16 protein-coding genes are annotated in these 16,219 nt (G+C 57.8%); 9 read left to right on the top strand and 7 right to left on the bottom strand.

Annotation, left to right across the window (positions count from 1 at the left end; genetic code table 11):
• Positions 1 to 389: hypothetical protein (locus tag IEX44_RS20895; RefSeq protein WP_229678761.1), on the bottom strand; the 389-nt coding region annotated here is incomplete at its 3' end.
• Between the two features lie 173 nt (positions 390 to 562).
• On the opposite strand from IEX44_RS20895, the gene IEX44_RS05130 reads away from it, so the two are divergent.
• From IEX44_RS05130 to IEX44_RS05120, 3 genes are all read left to right on the top strand, one after another.
• On the top strand, positions 563 to 2,863 hold the full coding sequence (locus IEX44_RS05130) for a hypothetical protein (protein ID WP_229678760.1): 2,301 nt from the start codon (positions 563 to 565) through the stop codon (positions 2,861 to 2,863).
• A 134-nt stretch (positions 2,864 to 2,997) separates the two neighbouring features.
• A complete protein-coding gene (locus IEX44_RS05125) occupies positions 2,998 to 4,371 on the top strand; it encodes a cytochrome-c peroxidase (RefSeq protein WP_188689755.1) in 1,374 nt (457 codons plus the stop codon).
• A 71-nt stretch (positions 4,372 to 4,442) separates the two neighbouring features.
• A complete protein-coding gene (locus IEX44_RS05120) occupies positions 4,443 to 5,093 on the top strand; it encodes an SEN1982 family lipoprotein (protein WP_188689753.1) in 651 nt (216 codons plus the stop codon).
• A 66-nt stretch (positions 5,094 to 5,159) separates the two neighbouring features.
• On the opposite strand, the gene IEX44_RS05115 is transcribed toward IEX44_RS05120, so the two are convergent.
• The 5 genes from IEX44_RS05115 to IEX44_RS05095 all read right to left on the bottom strand — a co-directional run bounded on the left by IEX44_RS05115 (position 5,160) and on the right by IEX44_RS05095 (position 10,514).
• The gene (locus IEX44_RS05115; RefSeq protein ID WP_188689750.1) at positions 5,160 to 6,035 is read right to left on the bottom strand and encodes a 2OG-Fe(II) oxygenase; all 876 of its coding nucleotides are present in this window, start codon (positions 6,033 to 6,035) and stop codon (positions 5,160 to 5,162) included.
• Between the two features lie 99 nt (positions 6,036 to 6,134).
• A complete protein-coding gene (locus IEX44_RS05110; protein ID WP_188689748.1) occupies positions 6,135 to 6,542 on the bottom strand; it encodes a YkgJ family cysteine cluster protein in 408 nt (135 codons plus the stop codon).
• A gap of 190 nt (positions 6,543 to 6,732) precedes the next feature.
• The gene (ettA, locus tag IEX44_RS05105; RefSeq protein ID WP_188689745.1) at positions 6,733 to 8,385 is read right to left on the bottom strand and encodes an energy-dependent translational throttle protein EttA; all 1,653 of its coding nucleotides are present in this window, start codon (positions 8,383 to 8,385) and stop codon (positions 6,733 to 6,735) included.
• A 145-nt stretch (positions 8,386 to 8,530) separates the two neighbouring features.
• The gene (locus IEX44_RS05100) at positions 8,531 to 10,000 is read right to left on the bottom strand and encodes a multicopper oxidase family protein (RefSeq protein ID WP_188689742.1); all 1,470 of its coding nucleotides are present in this window, start codon (positions 9,998 to 10,000) and stop codon (positions 8,531 to 8,533) included.
• 76 nt (positions 10,001 to 10,076) lie between these two features.
• On the bottom strand, positions 10,077 to 10,514 hold the full coding sequence (locus IEX44_RS05095) for a DUF411 domain-containing protein (protein WP_188689739.1): 438 nt from the start codon (positions 10,512 to 10,514) through the stop codon (positions 10,077 to 10,079).
• Positions 10,515 to 10,674: 160 nt separating this feature from the next.
• Here IEX44_RS05095 and IEX44_RS21155 point away from each other — a divergent pair, with 160 nt between their 5' ends.
• From IEX44_RS21155 to IEX44_RS05070, 6 genes are all read left to right on the top strand, one after another.
• On the top strand, positions 10,675 to 10,803 hold the full coding sequence (locus IEX44_RS21155) for a hypothetical protein (protein WP_268238862.1): 129 nt from the start codon (positions 10,675 to 10,677) through the stop codon (positions 10,801 to 10,803).
• 305 nt (positions 10,804 to 11,108) lie between these two features.
• A complete protein-coding gene (locus tag IEX44_RS05090) occupies positions 11,109 to 13,454 on the top strand; it encodes a heavy metal translocating P-type ATPase (RefSeq protein ID WP_188689736.1) in 2,346 nt (781 codons plus the stop codon).
• Between the two features lie 13 nt (positions 13,455 to 13,467).
• Positions 13,468 to 13,674 (top strand): heavy-metal-associated domain-containing protein, encoded by a 207-nt coding sequence (locus tag IEX44_RS05085; RefSeq protein WP_188689734.1) that lies wholly within the window; start codon positions 13,468 to 13,470, stop codon positions 13,672 to 13,674.
• Complete coding sequence (locus tag IEX44_RS05080) at positions 13,661 to 13,990, top strand: metal-sensitive transcriptional regulator (protein ID WP_229678758.1); 330 nt, start codon at positions 13,661 to 13,663, stop codon at positions 13,988 to 13,990. The genes IEX44_RS05085 and IEX44_RS05080 overlap by 14 nt, the downstream gene beginning before the upstream one ends.
• Positions 13,991 to 14,000: 10 nt before the next feature.
• Complete coding sequence (locus IEX44_RS05075; RefSeq protein WP_188689726.1) at positions 14,001 to 14,309, top strand: hypothetical protein; 309 nt, start codon at positions 14,001 to 14,003, stop codon at positions 14,307 to 14,309.
• 128 nt (positions 14,310 to 14,437) lie between these two features.
• Positions 14,438 to 14,953 carry a YgjV family protein gene (locus IEX44_RS05070; RefSeq protein WP_229678792.1) on the top strand — a complete coding sequence of 172 codons (516 nt, stop codon included), beginning with the start codon at positions 14,438 to 14,440 and terminating at the stop codon, positions 14,951 to 14,953.
• On the opposite strand, the gene IEX44_RS05065 is transcribed toward IEX44_RS05070, so the two are convergent.
• Positions 14,950 to 16,104, bottom strand: a complete 1,155-nt coding sequence (locus tag IEX44_RS05065) for a methionine aminotransferase (RefSeq protein WP_188689721.1) — start codon at positions 16,102 to 16,104, stop codon at positions 14,950 to 14,952. The two genes, IEX44_RS05070 and IEX44_RS05065, sit on opposite strands and share 4 nt — an antisense overlap.
• Between the last annotated feature and the right edge of the window lie 115 nt (positions 16,105 to 16,219).

The following is a 16,219-nucleotide window of genomic DNA, read 5'->3' as shown; positions in this document are numbered from 1 at the left end:
GGAGAGCGCTTGCATGGCATGCAAGAGGTCAGCGGTTCGATCCCGCTTAGCTCCACCAAATGTAAACGGCCACCCGGACTCGGGTGGCCGTTTTCATTTCTGCTTGTTCCTCGTCCCACGTCTATTTTCCCATTCTTGATTGTCGCAATGTATCTGGCGCAAACAGGACGGCCTTGATCAGCCTCAACGCTCGATGATGGATGTCGTTTTTGCACTGCGTCACCCGGAAAACGCGCGCTGTACCAGTTTTTCTTCTCGATATTCAATTCAATTGACTGATTCATCAGCAATTTTTGTATTTCTCTCGGCCTTGCCAAGCGGCTTTCACCTACTTGCCAGTTTGCCTGAATTGCGCTGACCAACCTTAGAAAAAACTTAGAGAAACGCATTCGGAAGGCGTTAGGTTGACGTAAAAAAATATATTTTTCTTACCGCTGTAACCACGTGTAGCGTCACATCCTTTTCATTTTTACCTCCCAGGATAGCGGGGTTTTTCGGGACTGGCAGATCTGGTTTGCTCCGGACTTTGCTGGTCAACAACAAACCCATTCGGGAGAAAGATGTGGCAAACCTTCAATACGTTGGTTTCACGACATCGCTGACAGCCATTGCGGCGGCCTGTATGTTGGCCGGTTGTGGTGGTGGCGATTCAGGAACCTCAACCTCGGCCCCTAACTCGCAAGTCAAAATTAGCGGCGTCGTCAACAGCACGGCCTACACGCCGGGCAGCACCGGTAATCCAACCCTGGCCGCCGGCTACTTCAAGGGTGCGACCGTCTGTGTTGACAGTAACAACGACGGTATTTGTGAATCCAGCGAAAACCCGGTTACGACGGATGCGAATGGCAAGTTCACGCTGACCGCCTCGGCCCTGGGCCCGATCATTGCCGACATCAGCACCAGTGCAACCAATACGGCCAATGGTTCTGCGGTAACCGCTCACGAAATCCTGCGCGCCTCTCTGGCCCAGGTGACTGAGCAGCAAACCGCCGGTCTTGTCGTCGTTAGCCCCATGTCCAGCGAAGTACAACGCATGGTGGAAGACAACAGCACGGATTACCAGACTGAGAAGGGCAATCTGGCTTCTCGCGTTGGCGTGACCAGTGCTCAGGTCCTGGGTGATCTGACTGCGTTGACGGGCACGGCTCAATCGCTGGCCCTCGCTGAAGCCAACGCGTTGAACAACCGCTACGTCTACGCCACCAAGAAATTCGATAACAAAGAACTTTACCCGGATGCCCTGGCCGTGCCGGGCGGTGATCCGGAACTCGCCAGCCTGGCCGTGAGTACCGCCACCAACACGCAGAAGACCGATCCGCGTCAGCCGATCACCTTCCTGCAAGCCCAACAAGCTGCATTTAACGTGGAAGGTATTCCGCGTTACGACAGCGTGTTTATCGTGATGCTGGAAAACAAGGGCACCACTACCATCCTGGGCTCGCAATACGCGCCCAAGATCAATGGTTACCTGCAAGCCAACAACCAGTTCACCAGCTACTACGCCACCAGCAACCCCAGTGAGCCGAACTACACGGCGCTGGGCGGTGCCGATGACTGGGGTATTACCGATGACAGCCAGTGGAACTGTGATGCGACCGGTGCCAATGCCGTGCAGGATCTGCCGGTGCCGGACAATACCCAGCCAGGTCTGGCCAACTCGCCATTCACCACGACCTGTACCCAGGCTGCCGGGATCAACCACAACATCGTAGGCCGCGCCAACCTGTTTACCGCGTTGAGCAGCAAGGGTCTGCGCTGGCGTACCTACAGCGAGTCGATGAACCCGGGCCAGGATTTCCGGACCGATAGTATCGCCGACACTGCTGTCACCGCTGCCGACCACGTCTACCCGCCGGGCACACTGGGCAACAACACCACCGCCATTGGTAATTCCACCCTGACACTGCCCATGCCGGCCGGTCTGTACAAGACCAAGCACCATCCGGGTATGGCCTACCAGAACGTGCGTAGCGCACCAGAGTGGAAGTTCAGCAACCGTACACTGGGTGGCGGTCAGTGGGATGCCGCGCTGGTCTCGGGCAGCAAGTACACCGTGCCAACCGGCTATAACGTTGACCAGTTCAGTACCGATCTGCAAAGCGGCGACGTGGGTCAGATCAACTTCCTGATGCCTGACCAGTGTGACGACATGCACAGCATTACCGTGACAGGCACCTTGTCGGGCGGCGGCACAGCAACAGCCAGCGATTGCGCTTCGGGCAACAACATCATTACCCGTGGCGACAACTACGTGGATTACCTGGTCAAGAAAATCCAGGCTTCTCCGCTGTGGGCTAACCGCCAGAAGCGTGTAGCGATTGTGTTGATGTTTGACGAAGGCACTGCCACCACGGGTCACAACGCATGTTGCGGCTGGGTGCCGGGTTCTTCGGGTGCTGCTGCTTCGACCAATACCAACCCGCTGGTGAAGGGTTCCAATGGTCAATTCGCCCAGGATACGTCGATCCACAACTACAACTTCGGCAACCATGGCCACGGCGAATCCATCTTCGCGGTGATCACCAACCAGGCTGGCGCACCCAAGCAAGTGTCTGACAGCGATGCCTATAGCCACTTCTCCTTTGTGCGCACGCTGCAAGACATGTTCCAGCTGGCTGATCCGACCGATGACTCTACGTATATGAACCGCTCGAAGTACACCGAGAAGTTCATTGCGCAGAACATCCTGAACCTGCCGGAATACCAAAGCAGTGCCGATACCCACTTCGATGCGGTCCGTCCGATGAACCACGCCTACGTGATTCCGAAGACCTACACGCAGATCCAGTCCTCTGATACGCAAACCCTGACTCCGCAAGTGGGTCCGGATACGACGCAGAAGGGTGTCTGGGCAGTGAAGTAAGGCGCTTAAAAAAAGAAGAAAGGGTGATCCGGTCGCGCCATCAAGGCGGGGTCACCATGGGATGGCAGAAGCGGGTGCTTCTGCCATTTCTGCAGCCGTACAGAAGCACCGCTTCTGTGAGGGAGACTTGTCAAATGCAGCATTTCATCCGTATTGCCGTTTGCCTGTTGCCACTGGTTCTTGCCGCATGCGGCGGGGGAAGTAGCGACAGCAACACCACGACCAGCGCGCCGACTGCGACGCCGACCTCTGCGCCCAGCGCCGCGACCGCCTCGGCACCGCTGAGTCTGTCTGCCCAGGTGGGTCACAAACTGTTCTTTGATGCTACGTTGTCTGGCTCGGGCAAGATGTCCTGCGCCACATGTCACGACCCCAATTTTGCGTATGCGGCACCCAATAATCTGGCTGTGCAACTGGGTGGCACCGATATGCTGCAACCTGGTACGCGCGCCGTACCATCGTTGCGCTACAAAGAATTCACCCCGGCCTACGCCGACCTGCTGGACAACCCGGATGGCGTGAGCGTGCCGGGTCCTGGTGGCGGTTTCACCTGGGATGGCCGCTCGCCCACGCTGGCGGATCAAAGCAGTATTCCGTTGTTGTCGGCCAACGAAATGGCCAATGCCTCGCCGGCGGATGTCGTCGCCAAGGTCAAGGCCGCTGCCTATGCGCCGTTGTTCCTGCAAGCATTTGGTAGCGATGCTTTCAACGACACCACCAAAGCCTTCGCCAATATCCAGGCCGCCTTGCAGGCGTACCAGATGGAAGACCAGAGCTTCCACCCGTTCTCCAGCAAATTCGACTTGTACGTGGCCAACAAGATTGGCGGCAACATGACGGCGGCGGAATTGCGCGGCTTAACGGTATTCACCGATGCCAATTCGGGCAATTGCGCTTCTTGCCACTATCAAGGCGCAGGTCTGAATGGGAGCTCGGCGCTATTTACTGATTTCTCTTATGAGACCATCAGTGTGCCGCGCAACATGGACATCCCTGCCAACCAGAATGCTGCGTATTACGACATGGGCGTGTGCGGTCCGGCGCGTACAGATCACCTGCCGGCCTCCCCGGGTGCCGCCAACAGCTTCTGCGGCCTGTTCAAGGCGCCGACACTGCGCAATGTGTCTTTGCGCGGCGCATTCTTCCACAACGGCGTGATTCATTCGCTGTACCAACTGGTTCACTTCTACAACACGCGTGATACCAACCCGGAGATCTGGTACCCGACTGTGGGCGGCACACCCAAGGCCACACCGGACGCCAGTTTCCCCACGTACGGTTTGATCACCACGCAATATACGGGCGGTACAGTACAGAAGTTCAACGATCTGCCGGCTGCTTATGTGGGCAATATCGACCCGCAAATGCCCCTGGATAGTCGTGCGCCAGGCGCAACACCGCCAATGACAGAGGCGCAGATGTCTGACCTGATTTGCTTCCTGAATACGTTAACGGATGGTTATCAGGCGCCGGCGAACCCGCCAGCGCACGGTACCTGCGTTGATTAATCCATGATCTGGCGATGGTTCTGCGTACGGAGCCATCGCCTGTTTTTGACTGAACCTGAACAAGTCCCGCCATGAAAAAACTGATCCAGACACTGAGCCTGACCGCCTGCGCGGCACTGGCATTGAGTGCGTGCAGCAAACCCGCAGAAAAACCGTCCGCTGAAGTATTTACCACAGGCATGAACCAGTACCTGGCCGAGAAGGGTCATTTCTGTCTCGATAAAACCGAGTGGCCCATCAATATCACCCCCAACCAGGCGGCTACGGCCGAGCGGGATGCCGTGCAACTACCGGTACTGCAACAACTGGGTGTTGTCGCTGAGAAAGACGTCATGATCCGCTACAACAGCCCTGGGAAGTCTGAGGTGGTCTCAACCCACCAGTATTCACTGACACCGGAAGGGCAGAAGTACTATCTCAAGCAAGATTTTACCTATGCCCGGCCCGACGGCAGCAAGGCCACGCGTCATGGTGATCTGTGTGCTGCCACGCTGACGCTGAACCAGATTGTCGGCTGGGAGCCACCGCATGATGAACATGGCCACCCAACGACGGCCGTGACTTACACCTATAAGGTCGAAGCCGCTCCCTGGGCCAAAGACCCGGCGATGGCACGTGTGTTCCCGATGCTGGCGCGTGTGGTGGAGGGAGACCGCCAGATGCAGCTGAAAGAAGTGTTTACGCTGACCGACAAAGGCTGGAAGTCCGTAGACCTGTTGTAATGCTTGATCCAGGCCTGATAAAAAAGCCGCCCGAATGGGCGGCTTTTTTCTGGCTATGCAACCTGGCTAGCGCGAGATAAAGCGCCGCTCCCGTATCCATTTCGTCGCCACCCATTTCTCGCCCTTGAGTACAGGCGAACTGGCGTGGAGCGATGCAGGATCAGTCTGGCCTTCGCGATTGCCGTACTCGAAATAAATGGCATTACCCAATTGGGGTGTAATGGCCCAGCCCGTATCCGGGAACACCGTTTCGCCCCCTGCCATGACATCGTTCAGATAGATCACAATCGTGATAATGCGCTGCCCGCTGCGGGTAACCGATTCTGCATTGGCGATATTGTTGGGTGTCAGGTAGTCATAATGTGGCGCGCTGCCCGCACCGGTGCGGTAATGCAGAATCTGGAAACCTTCACCGTTTTCGACTGGCAAACCGGTCAGCATGGCCAGGCGTCTGTCCAGTTTCTCCAGCAATGGGGTTTCCATCAGCCGGAAAAACATACCCTCGCTGCTGCGATGATCCGCGACCACATCCATACCGGTGGCAGGATCAACCACGGTGGAGGGGCGCAGACGCGGTGCGGCCAGTTCAATCAGCTGCTCTGCTTCACGCGCGCTGACCACATTGCCCAGTACCGCGGCTGTTGGCCTGCTCATACGCGACAGAATCCGGATTTCACGATCGCCACAAGCCACAACCGGGCTGGCTGGCAAACGGCATGGATCGGCCAGGTAGGCTGGTGGCGCCATCAATAACTGGCCGTCAGGAAGTGGTGAACCTGCAATCAGCGCCTGCATGACGGTGCTGACCATGGCACTGGCCAATTCTTCGGCCACATTGTTGTTGGTCAGTTCACGGACGACATCTGGCGCCGCGCAGCCGCGTTGCAGATTGCTGATGATCCAGTCACGAACCGGATTGGGAAAAGGAACCGTCAGGGACATAAAATGCGCATCCAGTACTCGGACAGGCCGGCGGTCGCCAGCGATGCGTCATTCTATGAACGCTCCATGACAAATATGAGAAATGCCGCCGCAGCAGCCTCAACGGTTGCGATAAGCGCAAAAACCCGGCTTGGGGCCAATCTTGGGGTGGTTGCGACAGGTATTGGGACGCTGATCGTAAATGGTACAAAGGCGTGTTTGTGCATCCAGATACGTGCACTCGCCATTGGCCCGCTGCGCCAGCGTGAACACGCTGGTCTTGAAATTGAAGTGCTGGATGATCCGCGCTTTTTCCAGTCGCTTGGCCACGTTTTTGGGGGCTTCGTGCTCCGCCTCAAACGGATCGACCACCCCCATGCGGACCAGGTCCGGTAGCTTGACCTCCACCGGCATGGTGCAACAGGTGGACTGGCAATCCATGCACATGGCCTGCTTGTAGCGGGCCCAGGTGTCCAGGTTTTCCAGGGTGGAGATGTGGTAGAGCTTTTTGTGGGGCAGGGCGGGCATGGCGCATCAGGGTGAATCACAAACGGGCGTCACGATAGCACGTGCGTTGCCGTCGTAGTGTCCGAGGGGCCAGAAGGTACGCCGTAATAAAAAAACGGGAAGCATCGCTTCCCGTTTTTATGGGCATGACCCTGGCGGATAGCGCGGCAAACAAAGCACAACGCAGCCGGCAGGGTTTTGTTTGTCGCGCTTAACGCGTCACTGGCTTGTAGCGGATACGCTTGGGCTTGGCACCTTCTTCGCCCAGACGCTTCTTCTTGTCGGCTTCGTATTCCTGATAGTTACCGTCGAAGAACGTCCACTGGCTGTCACCTTCAGCGGCCAGAATGTGCGTGGCAATCCGGTCCAGGAACCAGCGATCATGGCTGATCACGAACACGGTGCCGGCAAACTCCAGCAGGGCGTCTTCCAGTGCCCGCAGGGTTTCCACGTCCAGATCGTTGGACGGTTCATCCAGCAGCAACACGTTGCCACCCTTCAGTAGCGTCTTGGCCAGATGCAGGCGGCCACGCTCACCACCGGAGAGCATGCCGACTTTCTTCTGCTGATCGCCACCCTTGAAGTTGAACCGGCCCAGATACGCGCGGCTGGACATTTCAAATTTGCCGACCTGGATGTTTTCCAGACCGCCAGAGACGTCTTCAAACACGGTCTTCTCGGCTTCCAGACCTTCACGCGATTGCTCGACAAAGGCCATTTGCACGGTCTGACCGATCTCGACATCGCCCGTATCCGGGGCTTCTTTGCCGGCGATCATCTTGAACAGCGTGGATTTACCCGCGCCGTTCGGGCCGATAATGCCGACGATGGCGCCGGCCGGAGCGGCAAAGCTCAGATTGTCGATCAACAGGCGATCGCCAAAGCCCTTGGACACACCCTTGAATTCGATGACCTTATCGCCCAGACGTTCGGCGACCGGGATGAAGATTTCCTGGGTTTCGTTGCGTTTCTGGTGCTCAAAGCTGGAGAGTTCTTCAAAGCGGGCAATCCGCGCCTTGGACTTGGCCTGACGCCCCTTGGGGTTCTGACGGACCCATTCCAGTTCTTTGTTCAGCGCTTTCTGGCGAGCCGATTCCGTGGATTCTTCCTGCTTCAGGCGCTCTTCCTTTTGCTCCAGCCAACTGGAGTAATTGCCCTTCCAGGGAATACCGTGGCCACGGTCCAGTTCCAGAATCCACTCGGCCGCGTTATCAAGGAAATAGCGATCGTGCGTCACCGCGACGACGGTACCTGGGAAGCGCACCAGGAATTGTTCTAGCCATTCAACCGATTCTGCATCCAGGTGGTTGGTCGGTTCGTCCAGCAGCAGCATGTCTGGCTTGGACAGCAGTAACTTGCACAAAGCGACGCGGCGCTTTTCACCGCCAGAGAGGTTGCCGATTTTGGCATCCCATGGTGGCAGGCGCAGCGCGTCGGCGGCCAGTTCCAGTTGCAGGGCGGTGTTGTCGCCAGCGCCAGCAGAAATGATGGCTTCCAGACGGCCTTGTTCTTCGGCCAGCGCGTCAAAGTCGGCATCGGGTTCCGCGTAGGCGGCGTAGACTTCTTCCAGACGCTTCTGCGCATCCATGACTTCACCCATGCCGCTTTCCACTTCTTCGCGCACGGTTTTTTCGGCGTCCAGCTTCGGTTCCTGCTCCAGGTAACCGATCTTCACGCCAGCCAGGTGTTGCACCTCGCCGTCGTATTCTTTGTCCACATTGGCCATGATGCGCAGCACGGTGGACTTACCGGCGCCATTCAGACCCAGCAGGCCGATCTTGGCGCCAGGAAAGAAGCTGAGCGAAATATCCTTGATGATCTGACGCTTGGGCGGAACGATTTTGCTCACGCGGAGCATGGACATCACATATTGGGCCACGGGTTACGACTCGCTGATTTGCAAATGCCGCAAGTTTAGCAAACGCACGGCCTGGCCGCATCCGCTCAAGGCTGGCTACACACAGAAAAACCGGCATATTGACCGGTTTTTCTGGCGATGACGCTTGGGGCTACACCACGCTCAAGATCCCCATCATGCCGCGGTCTTCATGTTCCAGAATGTGGCAATGGAACATGCGTGGCCCGGCTTGCGGTTGTACTACGTGGATCACGACTGTTTCATTGGGCCGCAGATTGATGGTATCGCGCCAGGCAAGGAAAGGCTCCGGCACGGTCTGACCATTGCGCGTTCGGCTCGCGATCTGGAATTGTGTGCCATGCAAGTGGAACGGGTGATCCATGTCAGAGTCATTGACCAGTGACCATGCCTCCACGACGCCGCGCTGGCTGACCAGGTCGACGCGATTCATGTCATAGCTCTTGCCGTTTACCAGCGGGGTCATGCTGTGCACGCCGCCAGCCATGTTCATTTGCTCACTGAAAACCACGCGTTTCTGGGCACCGCCGGGGCTGAGCGGCGTAATCTGCCGCAAATGAGAGGGGATAGGGCGGGTGGCGCCCCCGCTCAAGGTGACTTTGGCCAGGGTCAGGGTTTGAGGGGGCGGGGCATCTCCCATCATTCCGCGATCATACGCGAGCGCTTGCAGGCTAACCTCACTGTTGCCCATGACCACGATCTCTGCCCGTTCACCGGGTGCCAGCAATAATTGCGTAATGGCGCGAGCGTGCTCCAGCAGACCACCATCGGTACCCACCAGGCGGAATGGCTGGCCGCCCAGCGATAGATTGAGATAGCGCGCGTTACACATATTCCACAGTCGCCAGCGCTGCATGCCATCCGCGGTGATGACAGGCTGCAGTGCGCCATTGACCAGCACAAACTGGCCTTCACGCCCGTTCATCCAGTCCATATCGTTGTTGCCGACCACCTTGCCATCGGCACCCAGCTTGAGGTCAGAGAACACCAGATGTTGTTCTGGCATGCCCGCTAGCGGATCAAGGCGTGAACGGACAATCAACGGGCCGGCCAGACCCATGAACGCTTGTTCGGCAGTATGACCGTGTGGATGCGGGTGATACCAGTAAGTGCCCGCGCTGCCAGCCGGCAAGGCAAAACGGTAGGTGCGCTCTGCACCTGGTGCGACCTCATCGCCCGGGTTGCCGTCTTGTGATGGCGGGACCGGCAGGCCATGCCAGTGGATGGTTGTGGGCTGGGCAAGCTGATTGACCAGGCGAATTTCCAGCACGTCACCTTCGTAGATCTCGATCAGCGGGCCTGGCGTCTGGCCGTTGTAGGCCCATACGACGGTATCGAGCCCGGGCTTGAACTGTACGGTACGTGGTGCGGCGGTCAATGTGGCCTGGAACTGGCCGGCCGGGTTGGACTGGTTTTTCAGTTTTTGCAAAGCCGGCAGGGCACGGCCGGTGGGTAAGTCACCCACTGGAAGCAGTGGAGGTGTTTCGGTCGTTGCCATGGTCATGTGCCCGGCATGAGGGTCTTCTGCAGCCCAAGTGCGCGGAGCCAGTGCCAGTGTGCCAACGGCAAGGCTTCCAAACCGCAAAAAGCTTCGACGATCCATTCTTTTACTCCATAGGGGCAGGCAAGATCCTGCCCCGTCGAGGGTTTATGACTGAACCTGGTCAAACCAGGCTGGATCAAAAACGGCCAAATTCGGTCGCTGGCTGGCCATTGGCAGTTTTGAGTGCATAGACGGGCAACGTCCCTGGTTTTTCCTCGCCCATACCCGGCGAGTTGGCGGGCATGCCCGGCACACTAATTCCTGTAATGGCGGGTTTCTTTTGCAACAATTGCTTGATGGCTGCAACCGGCACATGGCCCTCTACGGTATAGCCGGCTATGCGCATGGTATGGCAACTGGCTGCGTTGGCTGAGCCATAACGTTGGCGGATAGCGCCCATATCATCGGCATTTTCTGCCTTGACGGTAAACCCGGCCGTTTTCAGATACGCAATATAGGCTTCGCAGCAGCTACACCCCGCGTTTTTATACAGGGTGATTGCGGTGCCCGCTTGCGCCAAAGCAGTGGCACTGACGAGTACCAGCATCAGAAAGTTTTTTTTCAACGAAGACATGATGACTCCTTTTCACCGGCTGCCATGCGGCCGGCAAACTGAACCTGCCCATGCGGGTTTGCATGTGCGGGCAAATCAATTAAATACAGCGAATGGATTCGGGGTTCAGGCAGGAGTACGGGGCGGGGGTAATGGCGGTGCAATCTGCCAGTCGGTCAACATGGATGTGAGTGCGGTCTGGCGCACTGCGGTGCCAGACAACTGGGGTGCCGCGAGCGGCTGTGTGACCAGTGCGCCAGGTGTCATGGTGCAAAAGGTATTGTCGCAACAAGGGCTGACTGGCGCGTGATGTTCAGGTGTAGCAACTGGCGCCGCATCATCACAGTGAGTGCAATGGTCTGTACTTTGAACCACAAGCCTGGACATGGTGTGGGCGGGTACGACGTGAGTCTGGGCCGGTGCAAAGCCGGATACCAGCAGGCAGAACGTCAGTAATAGCATGCGCCACATCGTGCATACACCCGGGGGAGATGCGCTAATGTATACCCCACCGAGGTATGGGTAAAGCAAGGTGTGAAATATTGGCATTCCGGTTTACAGACACCCCCTTGCGGCATAATATACCCCCTATAGGTATAAGGCTGAGAGGCGATCATGGATGTTTCACTCCCCATCAGTGGCATGACATGCGCCGCTTGTGCTGGCCGGATCGAGAAAGTGCTCGGCCGGCTGGAGGGTGTGAGCGCTCAGGTCAACCTGGCGACCGAAACGGCAAGGGTATCGCTGGCAGATGGTAAAGATGTCCCGGGCGTGATCGCCGCGATTCGTAAAGCTGGTTACGACGTCAAGCCGGCGCAGACCCAACTGGGTCTGGAAGGCATGACCTGTGCGGCGTGCGCGGCCCGGATTGAGAAAGTTTTGAACCGACTGCCCGGTGTGACTGCAACGGTGAACTTTGCGACTGAAACTGCGCTGATCGAGCAACCCGCCGGGGTCAACACGACTGACATCATGATCCAGGCGGTCCGCAAAGCGGGCTACGATGCGCATGAAATCAAACCAGAAGCAGGACAGAACAGCCGCCCCAGCGACACGCCGATCTGGAGTTGGCTGGCGCCAGCGTTACTCACCGCACCGTTGCTATGGGAAATGTTGGCCATGACTGCAGGCTGGCATGCGCTGATGGTGCCGCGTATGTGGCAAATGCTGCTGGCCACGCTGGTGCAGTCTGGTTTTGGCTGGCGTTTTTACCGCGGCGCCTGGCATACCGTAAAGGGCGGTGGTGCCAATATGGATGTGCTGGTGGCCCTGGGTACAACTGTCGCCTGGCTCTTTAGTACCGTCGTGGTCTTGCAGGGCCGTGACGACCTGCCCGTCTATTTTGAAGCCAGTGCGGTGGTCATCACACTGGTGTGTCTGGGGAAGTGGCTTGAAGCACGTGCCAAGCACAGGGCATCCCAAGCCATGAGTGAACTAATGCAATTGCAACCGCGTGATGCCCGGGTGGAGCGCGGGGGCATGCTGCTTGAAGTGCCGGTAGATCAATTGAAAGCGGGCGAGATCGTCATCGTGCGGCATGGTGATGCCGTCCCTGTGGATGGCGAAGTCATCAGTGGCGAAGCAGTGGTCGATGAAAGCATGCTGACGGGAGAAAGTGTGCCCGTACCCAAATCTGCCGGATCGCTGGTTTTTGCTGCTACCCGCAATCACGATGGCATGCTGCGCATCCGCGCCACAGGCGTGGGCCAGCATACGCAACTGGCCGAGATCGTTCGTCTGGTCGCGGCGGCGCAGGGTTCCAAAGCCCCGATCCAGCGACTGGCAGACCAGATTGCCGCTGTGTTTGTGCCGGTGGTTCTGTTGATCGCATTGGGTACTTTCGTGGTGACCTGGTGGTTGGCCGGTTTTACACCAGCCATGCTTAACGCCGTGGCGGTGCTGGTGATTGCATGCCCATGCGCGCTGGGCCTGGCAACTCCCTCGGCGGTGATGGTTGGCGTAGGCCGCGGGGCGCATCTGGGTCTGTTGTTCCGCAACGCTGCTGCACTGGAACATGCCGCGCATCTTGACACGTTGGTCGTCGATAAGACCGGTACGCTGACTGAAGGCAAGCCGGGCGTGCGCTCGGTGCGAGCGCTGACCGAAGAGGTCGATGCGCATACCCTGGTGCAATGGGCGGCCAGTCTGGAGGCAGGCAGCGAACATCCGCTGGCGAAAGCACTGCTGGATGAAGCTGCGAAACGCCAACTCCCATTGCTGGATGTGACTGGTTTTGCCGTGATTGCTGGCCAGGGTGTCGTAGGTGCGCTGCCAGATGGCAGCACATTGCGGGTGGGACGCGTGGACTGGGCGGGCGACGTGGATGAAGACATGATCCCCGCCCGGCCGGATGAAACGCTGATTGGCATTGGCCGTGATCAAAAATTGATTGGCCTTGTGGCGCTGGCCGATACCGTGCGTGCCACTTCCCGTGCCGCTGTGGCCGCACTGCAGGCACAAGGTATCAACGTCATCATGCTGACCGGAGATAACCAGACTGCGGCTCATTGGGTGGCGCAGGAGACCGGTATCAAGACGGTCCATGCCGAGGTACTGCCAGCGGACAAGGCGCAGGTGATCCGAACCCTTGGCGCTCACAACAAACGTGTCGCCATGGTCGGGGATGGCGTGAACGATGCACCCGCGCTGGCGCTGGCCGACGTCAGTTATGCCATGGGCGCGGGAAGTAACGTGGCCATTGAAACCGCCGATATCACACTGATGCGCAACGATCTGATGGCGGTGGCTCACTCTGTGGCGCTGGCCCGTGCGACATTACGCAAGATCCGGCAGAACCTGTTTTTTGCTTTTGTCTACAACACGCTGGGTATCCCGCTGGCCATGTTCGGCTTGCTGAATCCGGCTATTGCGGGCGCTGCCATGGCGCTCAGTTCGGTGTCGGTCGTCAGTAATGCATTGATGCTGCGACGCTGGCAGGCAACGCGCGCTTCTCAACCGTAAAGGAGTTTCAATCATGCAAACCACAACGCTCAAAATCAACGGAATGAGCTGCTCCGGTTGTGCCAGTACGGTCAGCCGCGTACTCAAGAATATTGAGGGTGTGCAAAGTGCGGCGGTGAACCTGGATACTGCAAGTGCACAGGTGGAGTTCGATCCGGCCATGACCAACCTGGACGCCTTCAAGACAGCCATTGAGGATGCAGGCTATGACCTCGTCTGACCTGCAGGCTCCGCATTGTCATGATGTGCCGGAGGCGGATGGCAAGTCAGCAGTACAGCCAGACAAAAAACGCCTGGTCAGCCGGTTGAACCGTATTGAAGGGCAAGTGCGTGGCATTGCCCGTATGGTGGATGAAGACCGCTATTGTGTGGACATCCTGACTCAACTCGGCGCTATTCGCGCTGCGCTTGACGGCGTGGCCATGCAATTGCTGGAAAACCATGCCAATGGCTGTGTGGCGAAGGCCATTGGCGCAGGCAAGGGCGAAGACGCGATTGCTGAGTTGATGGACGTGGTCCGCAAACTGAAAAGCTGAGGAGGGTGCCATGAATCAACCGCTTTGGCAGGTCACACGCAACGTACACCTCATAAGTCCACTAGCGGATGCACAGCTAACTTTACTGCGCAGTGCACCGGGCGTGAGTGACGCCGTGGTTTCCGGCAAATATATTGCGGTAACTTATGATGTTCGCGCAGTGCATTACGGCGCGATACTGGCCCGGACAGGGCTCAGTCATGGCGGCTGGTGGAACCGTCTGCGTGCGGCCTGGTTTGGCAATCTGGATCGCAATCTAGCCGATACATTGCAGGCCAAAGCGGGTGCTTGCTGTAATCAACCGCCCGTAAAGCGTTGAAATTAATGATATATATCATGCCGCCCAGCGGCGACTGCCACGAAGCGGGCACAAGCGCGTAGGATAAGCCTCTTTTGTCCGGCCACTCGCCCGAGTTGGCCTGTTTGCGTGGAGTAGCGGTTTTGGCTGTGTTTTCGCTGGCGCAATGCCTGGGTTATCTGGTTTTTGCTTTTTCCATTGCCGGTTTTCTGCAAAAAAAAGATCAACGCTTCAAGCTGTTGATGACCTTGCAGTCCGCGACCTACGCCATCCATTTTGCTTTGCTGGGCAACCCGGCCGCGATGACCAGCGCCGGTATTTCCAGTGTGCGCATGCTGACTTCCATGCGTAGTCAGTCGCCCTGGCTGGCCGCTGTGTTTGTGGCGCTCAACATTGGTCTGGGGTTGTACGTTGCCAGTGGCTGGCACAGCATTGTGCCGATTCTCGGTGGCACGCTGGGTACGGTTGCGGTCTTCCTGTTCAAAGGCATCCCCATGCGTTTGCTGATCTTGTGCAGCACGCTGCTGTGGTTGGGTAATGCTTTTTTGTCGGGTTCAATTGGCGGCGTCATGCTTGAGACGACGTCCGCCACGCTCAACATCATCACCATTTACCGCTTGTTTGCTGCCCGCCGCAATCCGGTGCCGGTGGCGGAATCCGCCTAGGTTCTGGTGAGGGCGGAGAGCCGCGTCAGTGCGGCGTCCAGCGTGGTTTCCTGCTTGGCAAAACAAAAGCGCACCAGCTTGTGATCGCGCCCGTCGCCATAAAACGCCGATACCGGAATGCTGGCAACGCCGTGCGTCACCGTTAGCCAGCGCGCGAACTCTATCTCAGACAAATCCGGCTTGATCTGGCGGTAATCTGCCAACTGGAAATACGTACTTTGGCTGGGTTTGAGCGTAAACCCGGCTTGCTGCAAACCTGTTGCCAACAGATCACGTTTGGCCTGGTAGAACTCGGGAAGCAGTTGCCAGTGCGCCGGGGTCGCCAGGTACTGCGCCAGCGCGTGTTGCGTGGGGGTGTTGACTGAAAACACCAGAAACTGATGCAGCTTGCGAAACTCTGCTGTCAATGCGGGAGGCGCGACGCAATATCCCACTTTCCAGCCAGTAGCGTGGAAGGTTTTGCCGAACGAGTACACCGCAAAGCTGCGTGCCCGTAGTGCGGGATGCGCCAGTACGCTTTGGTGTTCCACCCCGTCATAAACCAGATGTTCGTAGACCTCATCAGCCAGCACGATCAGGTCATGGCGGTCTGCGATTGCCGAGAGCGCATCCAGATCACTGCAGGTGAACACGCTGGTTGCCGGGTTATTGGGGTTGTTAACGATAATCAGCCGCGTGCGCGGTGTGACAGCTTGGCTGACCTGATCCCAATCCACCGCAAACGCTGGTGCACTCAAGCTGATACGCACGGGCACCGCGCCCTGTGCACGGATGGCGGGGGCGTAGCTGTCGTAAGACGGATCAAGAATGATGGCCTCATCACCTGCATGCAGTACGGTGGCGATGGCGGTGAACAACGCCTGTGTCGCGCCGGCGGTGATCGTGATTTCAGTCTCTGCGTCCACAACGATATCCCGGCTTTGCTGCAGCTTGGCCGCCAGAGCCTGCCGCAGCGCCGGCAACCCCGCCATGGGCGCGTACTGATTGTGGTTAGCCAGCATGGCCTGATACACGCCCTGCAACATTTCGGGCGCGCAGGGGAAATCCGGAAAACCCTGAGAGAGATTGATGGCGTGGTGCTCAGCAGCAAGCTGACTCATGACCGTGAAGATGGTCGTACCGACATCGGGGAGTTTGGAAACAAGCGCCATGATGCAATCCGTTGCGAGGAACAGGCATATTAACCCGGTTTTTTGGAATGATTGGTGCTATGTCATGTGTGGTGTCTGAACGATGCCAATTGCCAACTCAGGGTTTGAAAAGAAC

The sequence above is a fragment of the Silvimonas amylolytica genome, assembly GCF_014645555.1.
GTDB classification, from domain to species: Bacteria; Pseudomonadota; Gammaproteobacteria; order Burkholderiales; family Chitinibacteraceae; genus Silvimonas; species Silvimonas amylolytica.
This window is presented reverse-complemented; position numbering and strand designations above follow the sequence as displayed.

Coding starts and splice junctions, on each gene's coding strand:
- IEX44_RS05115 (WP_188689750.1), bottom strand. CDS start 6,035: ATGTCCCTGACGGTTCCTTTTCCCAATCCGGTTCGTGACTGGATCATC.
- IEX44_RS05110 (WP_188689748.1), bottom strand. CDS start 6,542: ATGCCCGCCCTGCCCCACAAAAAGCTCTACCACATCTCCACCCTGGAA.
- ettA (WP_188689745.1), bottom strand. CDS start 8,385: ATGTCCATGCTCCGCGTGAGCAAAATCGTTCCGCCCAAGCGTCAGATC.
- IEX44_RS05100 (WP_188689742.1), bottom strand. CDS start 10,000: ATGGATCGTCGAAGCTTTTTGCGGTTTGGAAGCCTTGCCGTTGGCACA.
- IEX44_RS05080 (WP_229678758.1), top strand. CDS start 13,661: ATGACCTCGTCTGACCTGCAGGCTCCGCATTGTCATGATGTGCCGGAG.
- IEX44_RS05065 (WP_188689721.1), bottom strand. CDS start 16,104: ATGGCGCTTGTTTCCAAACTCCCCGATGTCGGTACGACCATCTTCACG.
- IEX44_RS05120 (WP_188689753.1), top strand. CDS start 4,443: ATGAAAAAACTGATCCAGACACTGAGCCTGACCGCCTGCGCGGCACTG.
- IEX44_RS05090 (WP_188689736.1), top strand. CDS start 11,109: ATGGATGTTTCACTCCCCATCAGTGGCATGACATGCGCCGCTTGTGCT.
- IEX44_RS05125 (WP_188689755.1), top strand. CDS start 2,998: ATGCAGCATTTCATCCGTATTGCCGTTTGCCTGTTGCCACTGGTTCTT.
- IEX44_RS05075 (WP_188689726.1), top strand. CDS start 14,001: ATGAATCAACCGCTTTGGCAGGTCACACGCAACGTACACCTCATAAGT.
- IEX44_RS21155 (WP_268238862.1), top strand. CDS start 10,675: ATGGATGTGAGTGCGGTCTGGCGCACTGCGGTGCCAGACAACTGGGGT.
- IEX44_RS05095 (WP_188689739.1), bottom strand. CDS start 10,514: ATGTCTTCGTTGAAAAAAAACTTTCTGATGCTGGTACTCGTCAGTGCC.
- IEX44_RS05085 (WP_188689734.1), top strand. CDS start 13,468: ATGCAAACCACAACGCTCAAAATCAACGGAATGAGCTGCTCCGGTTGT.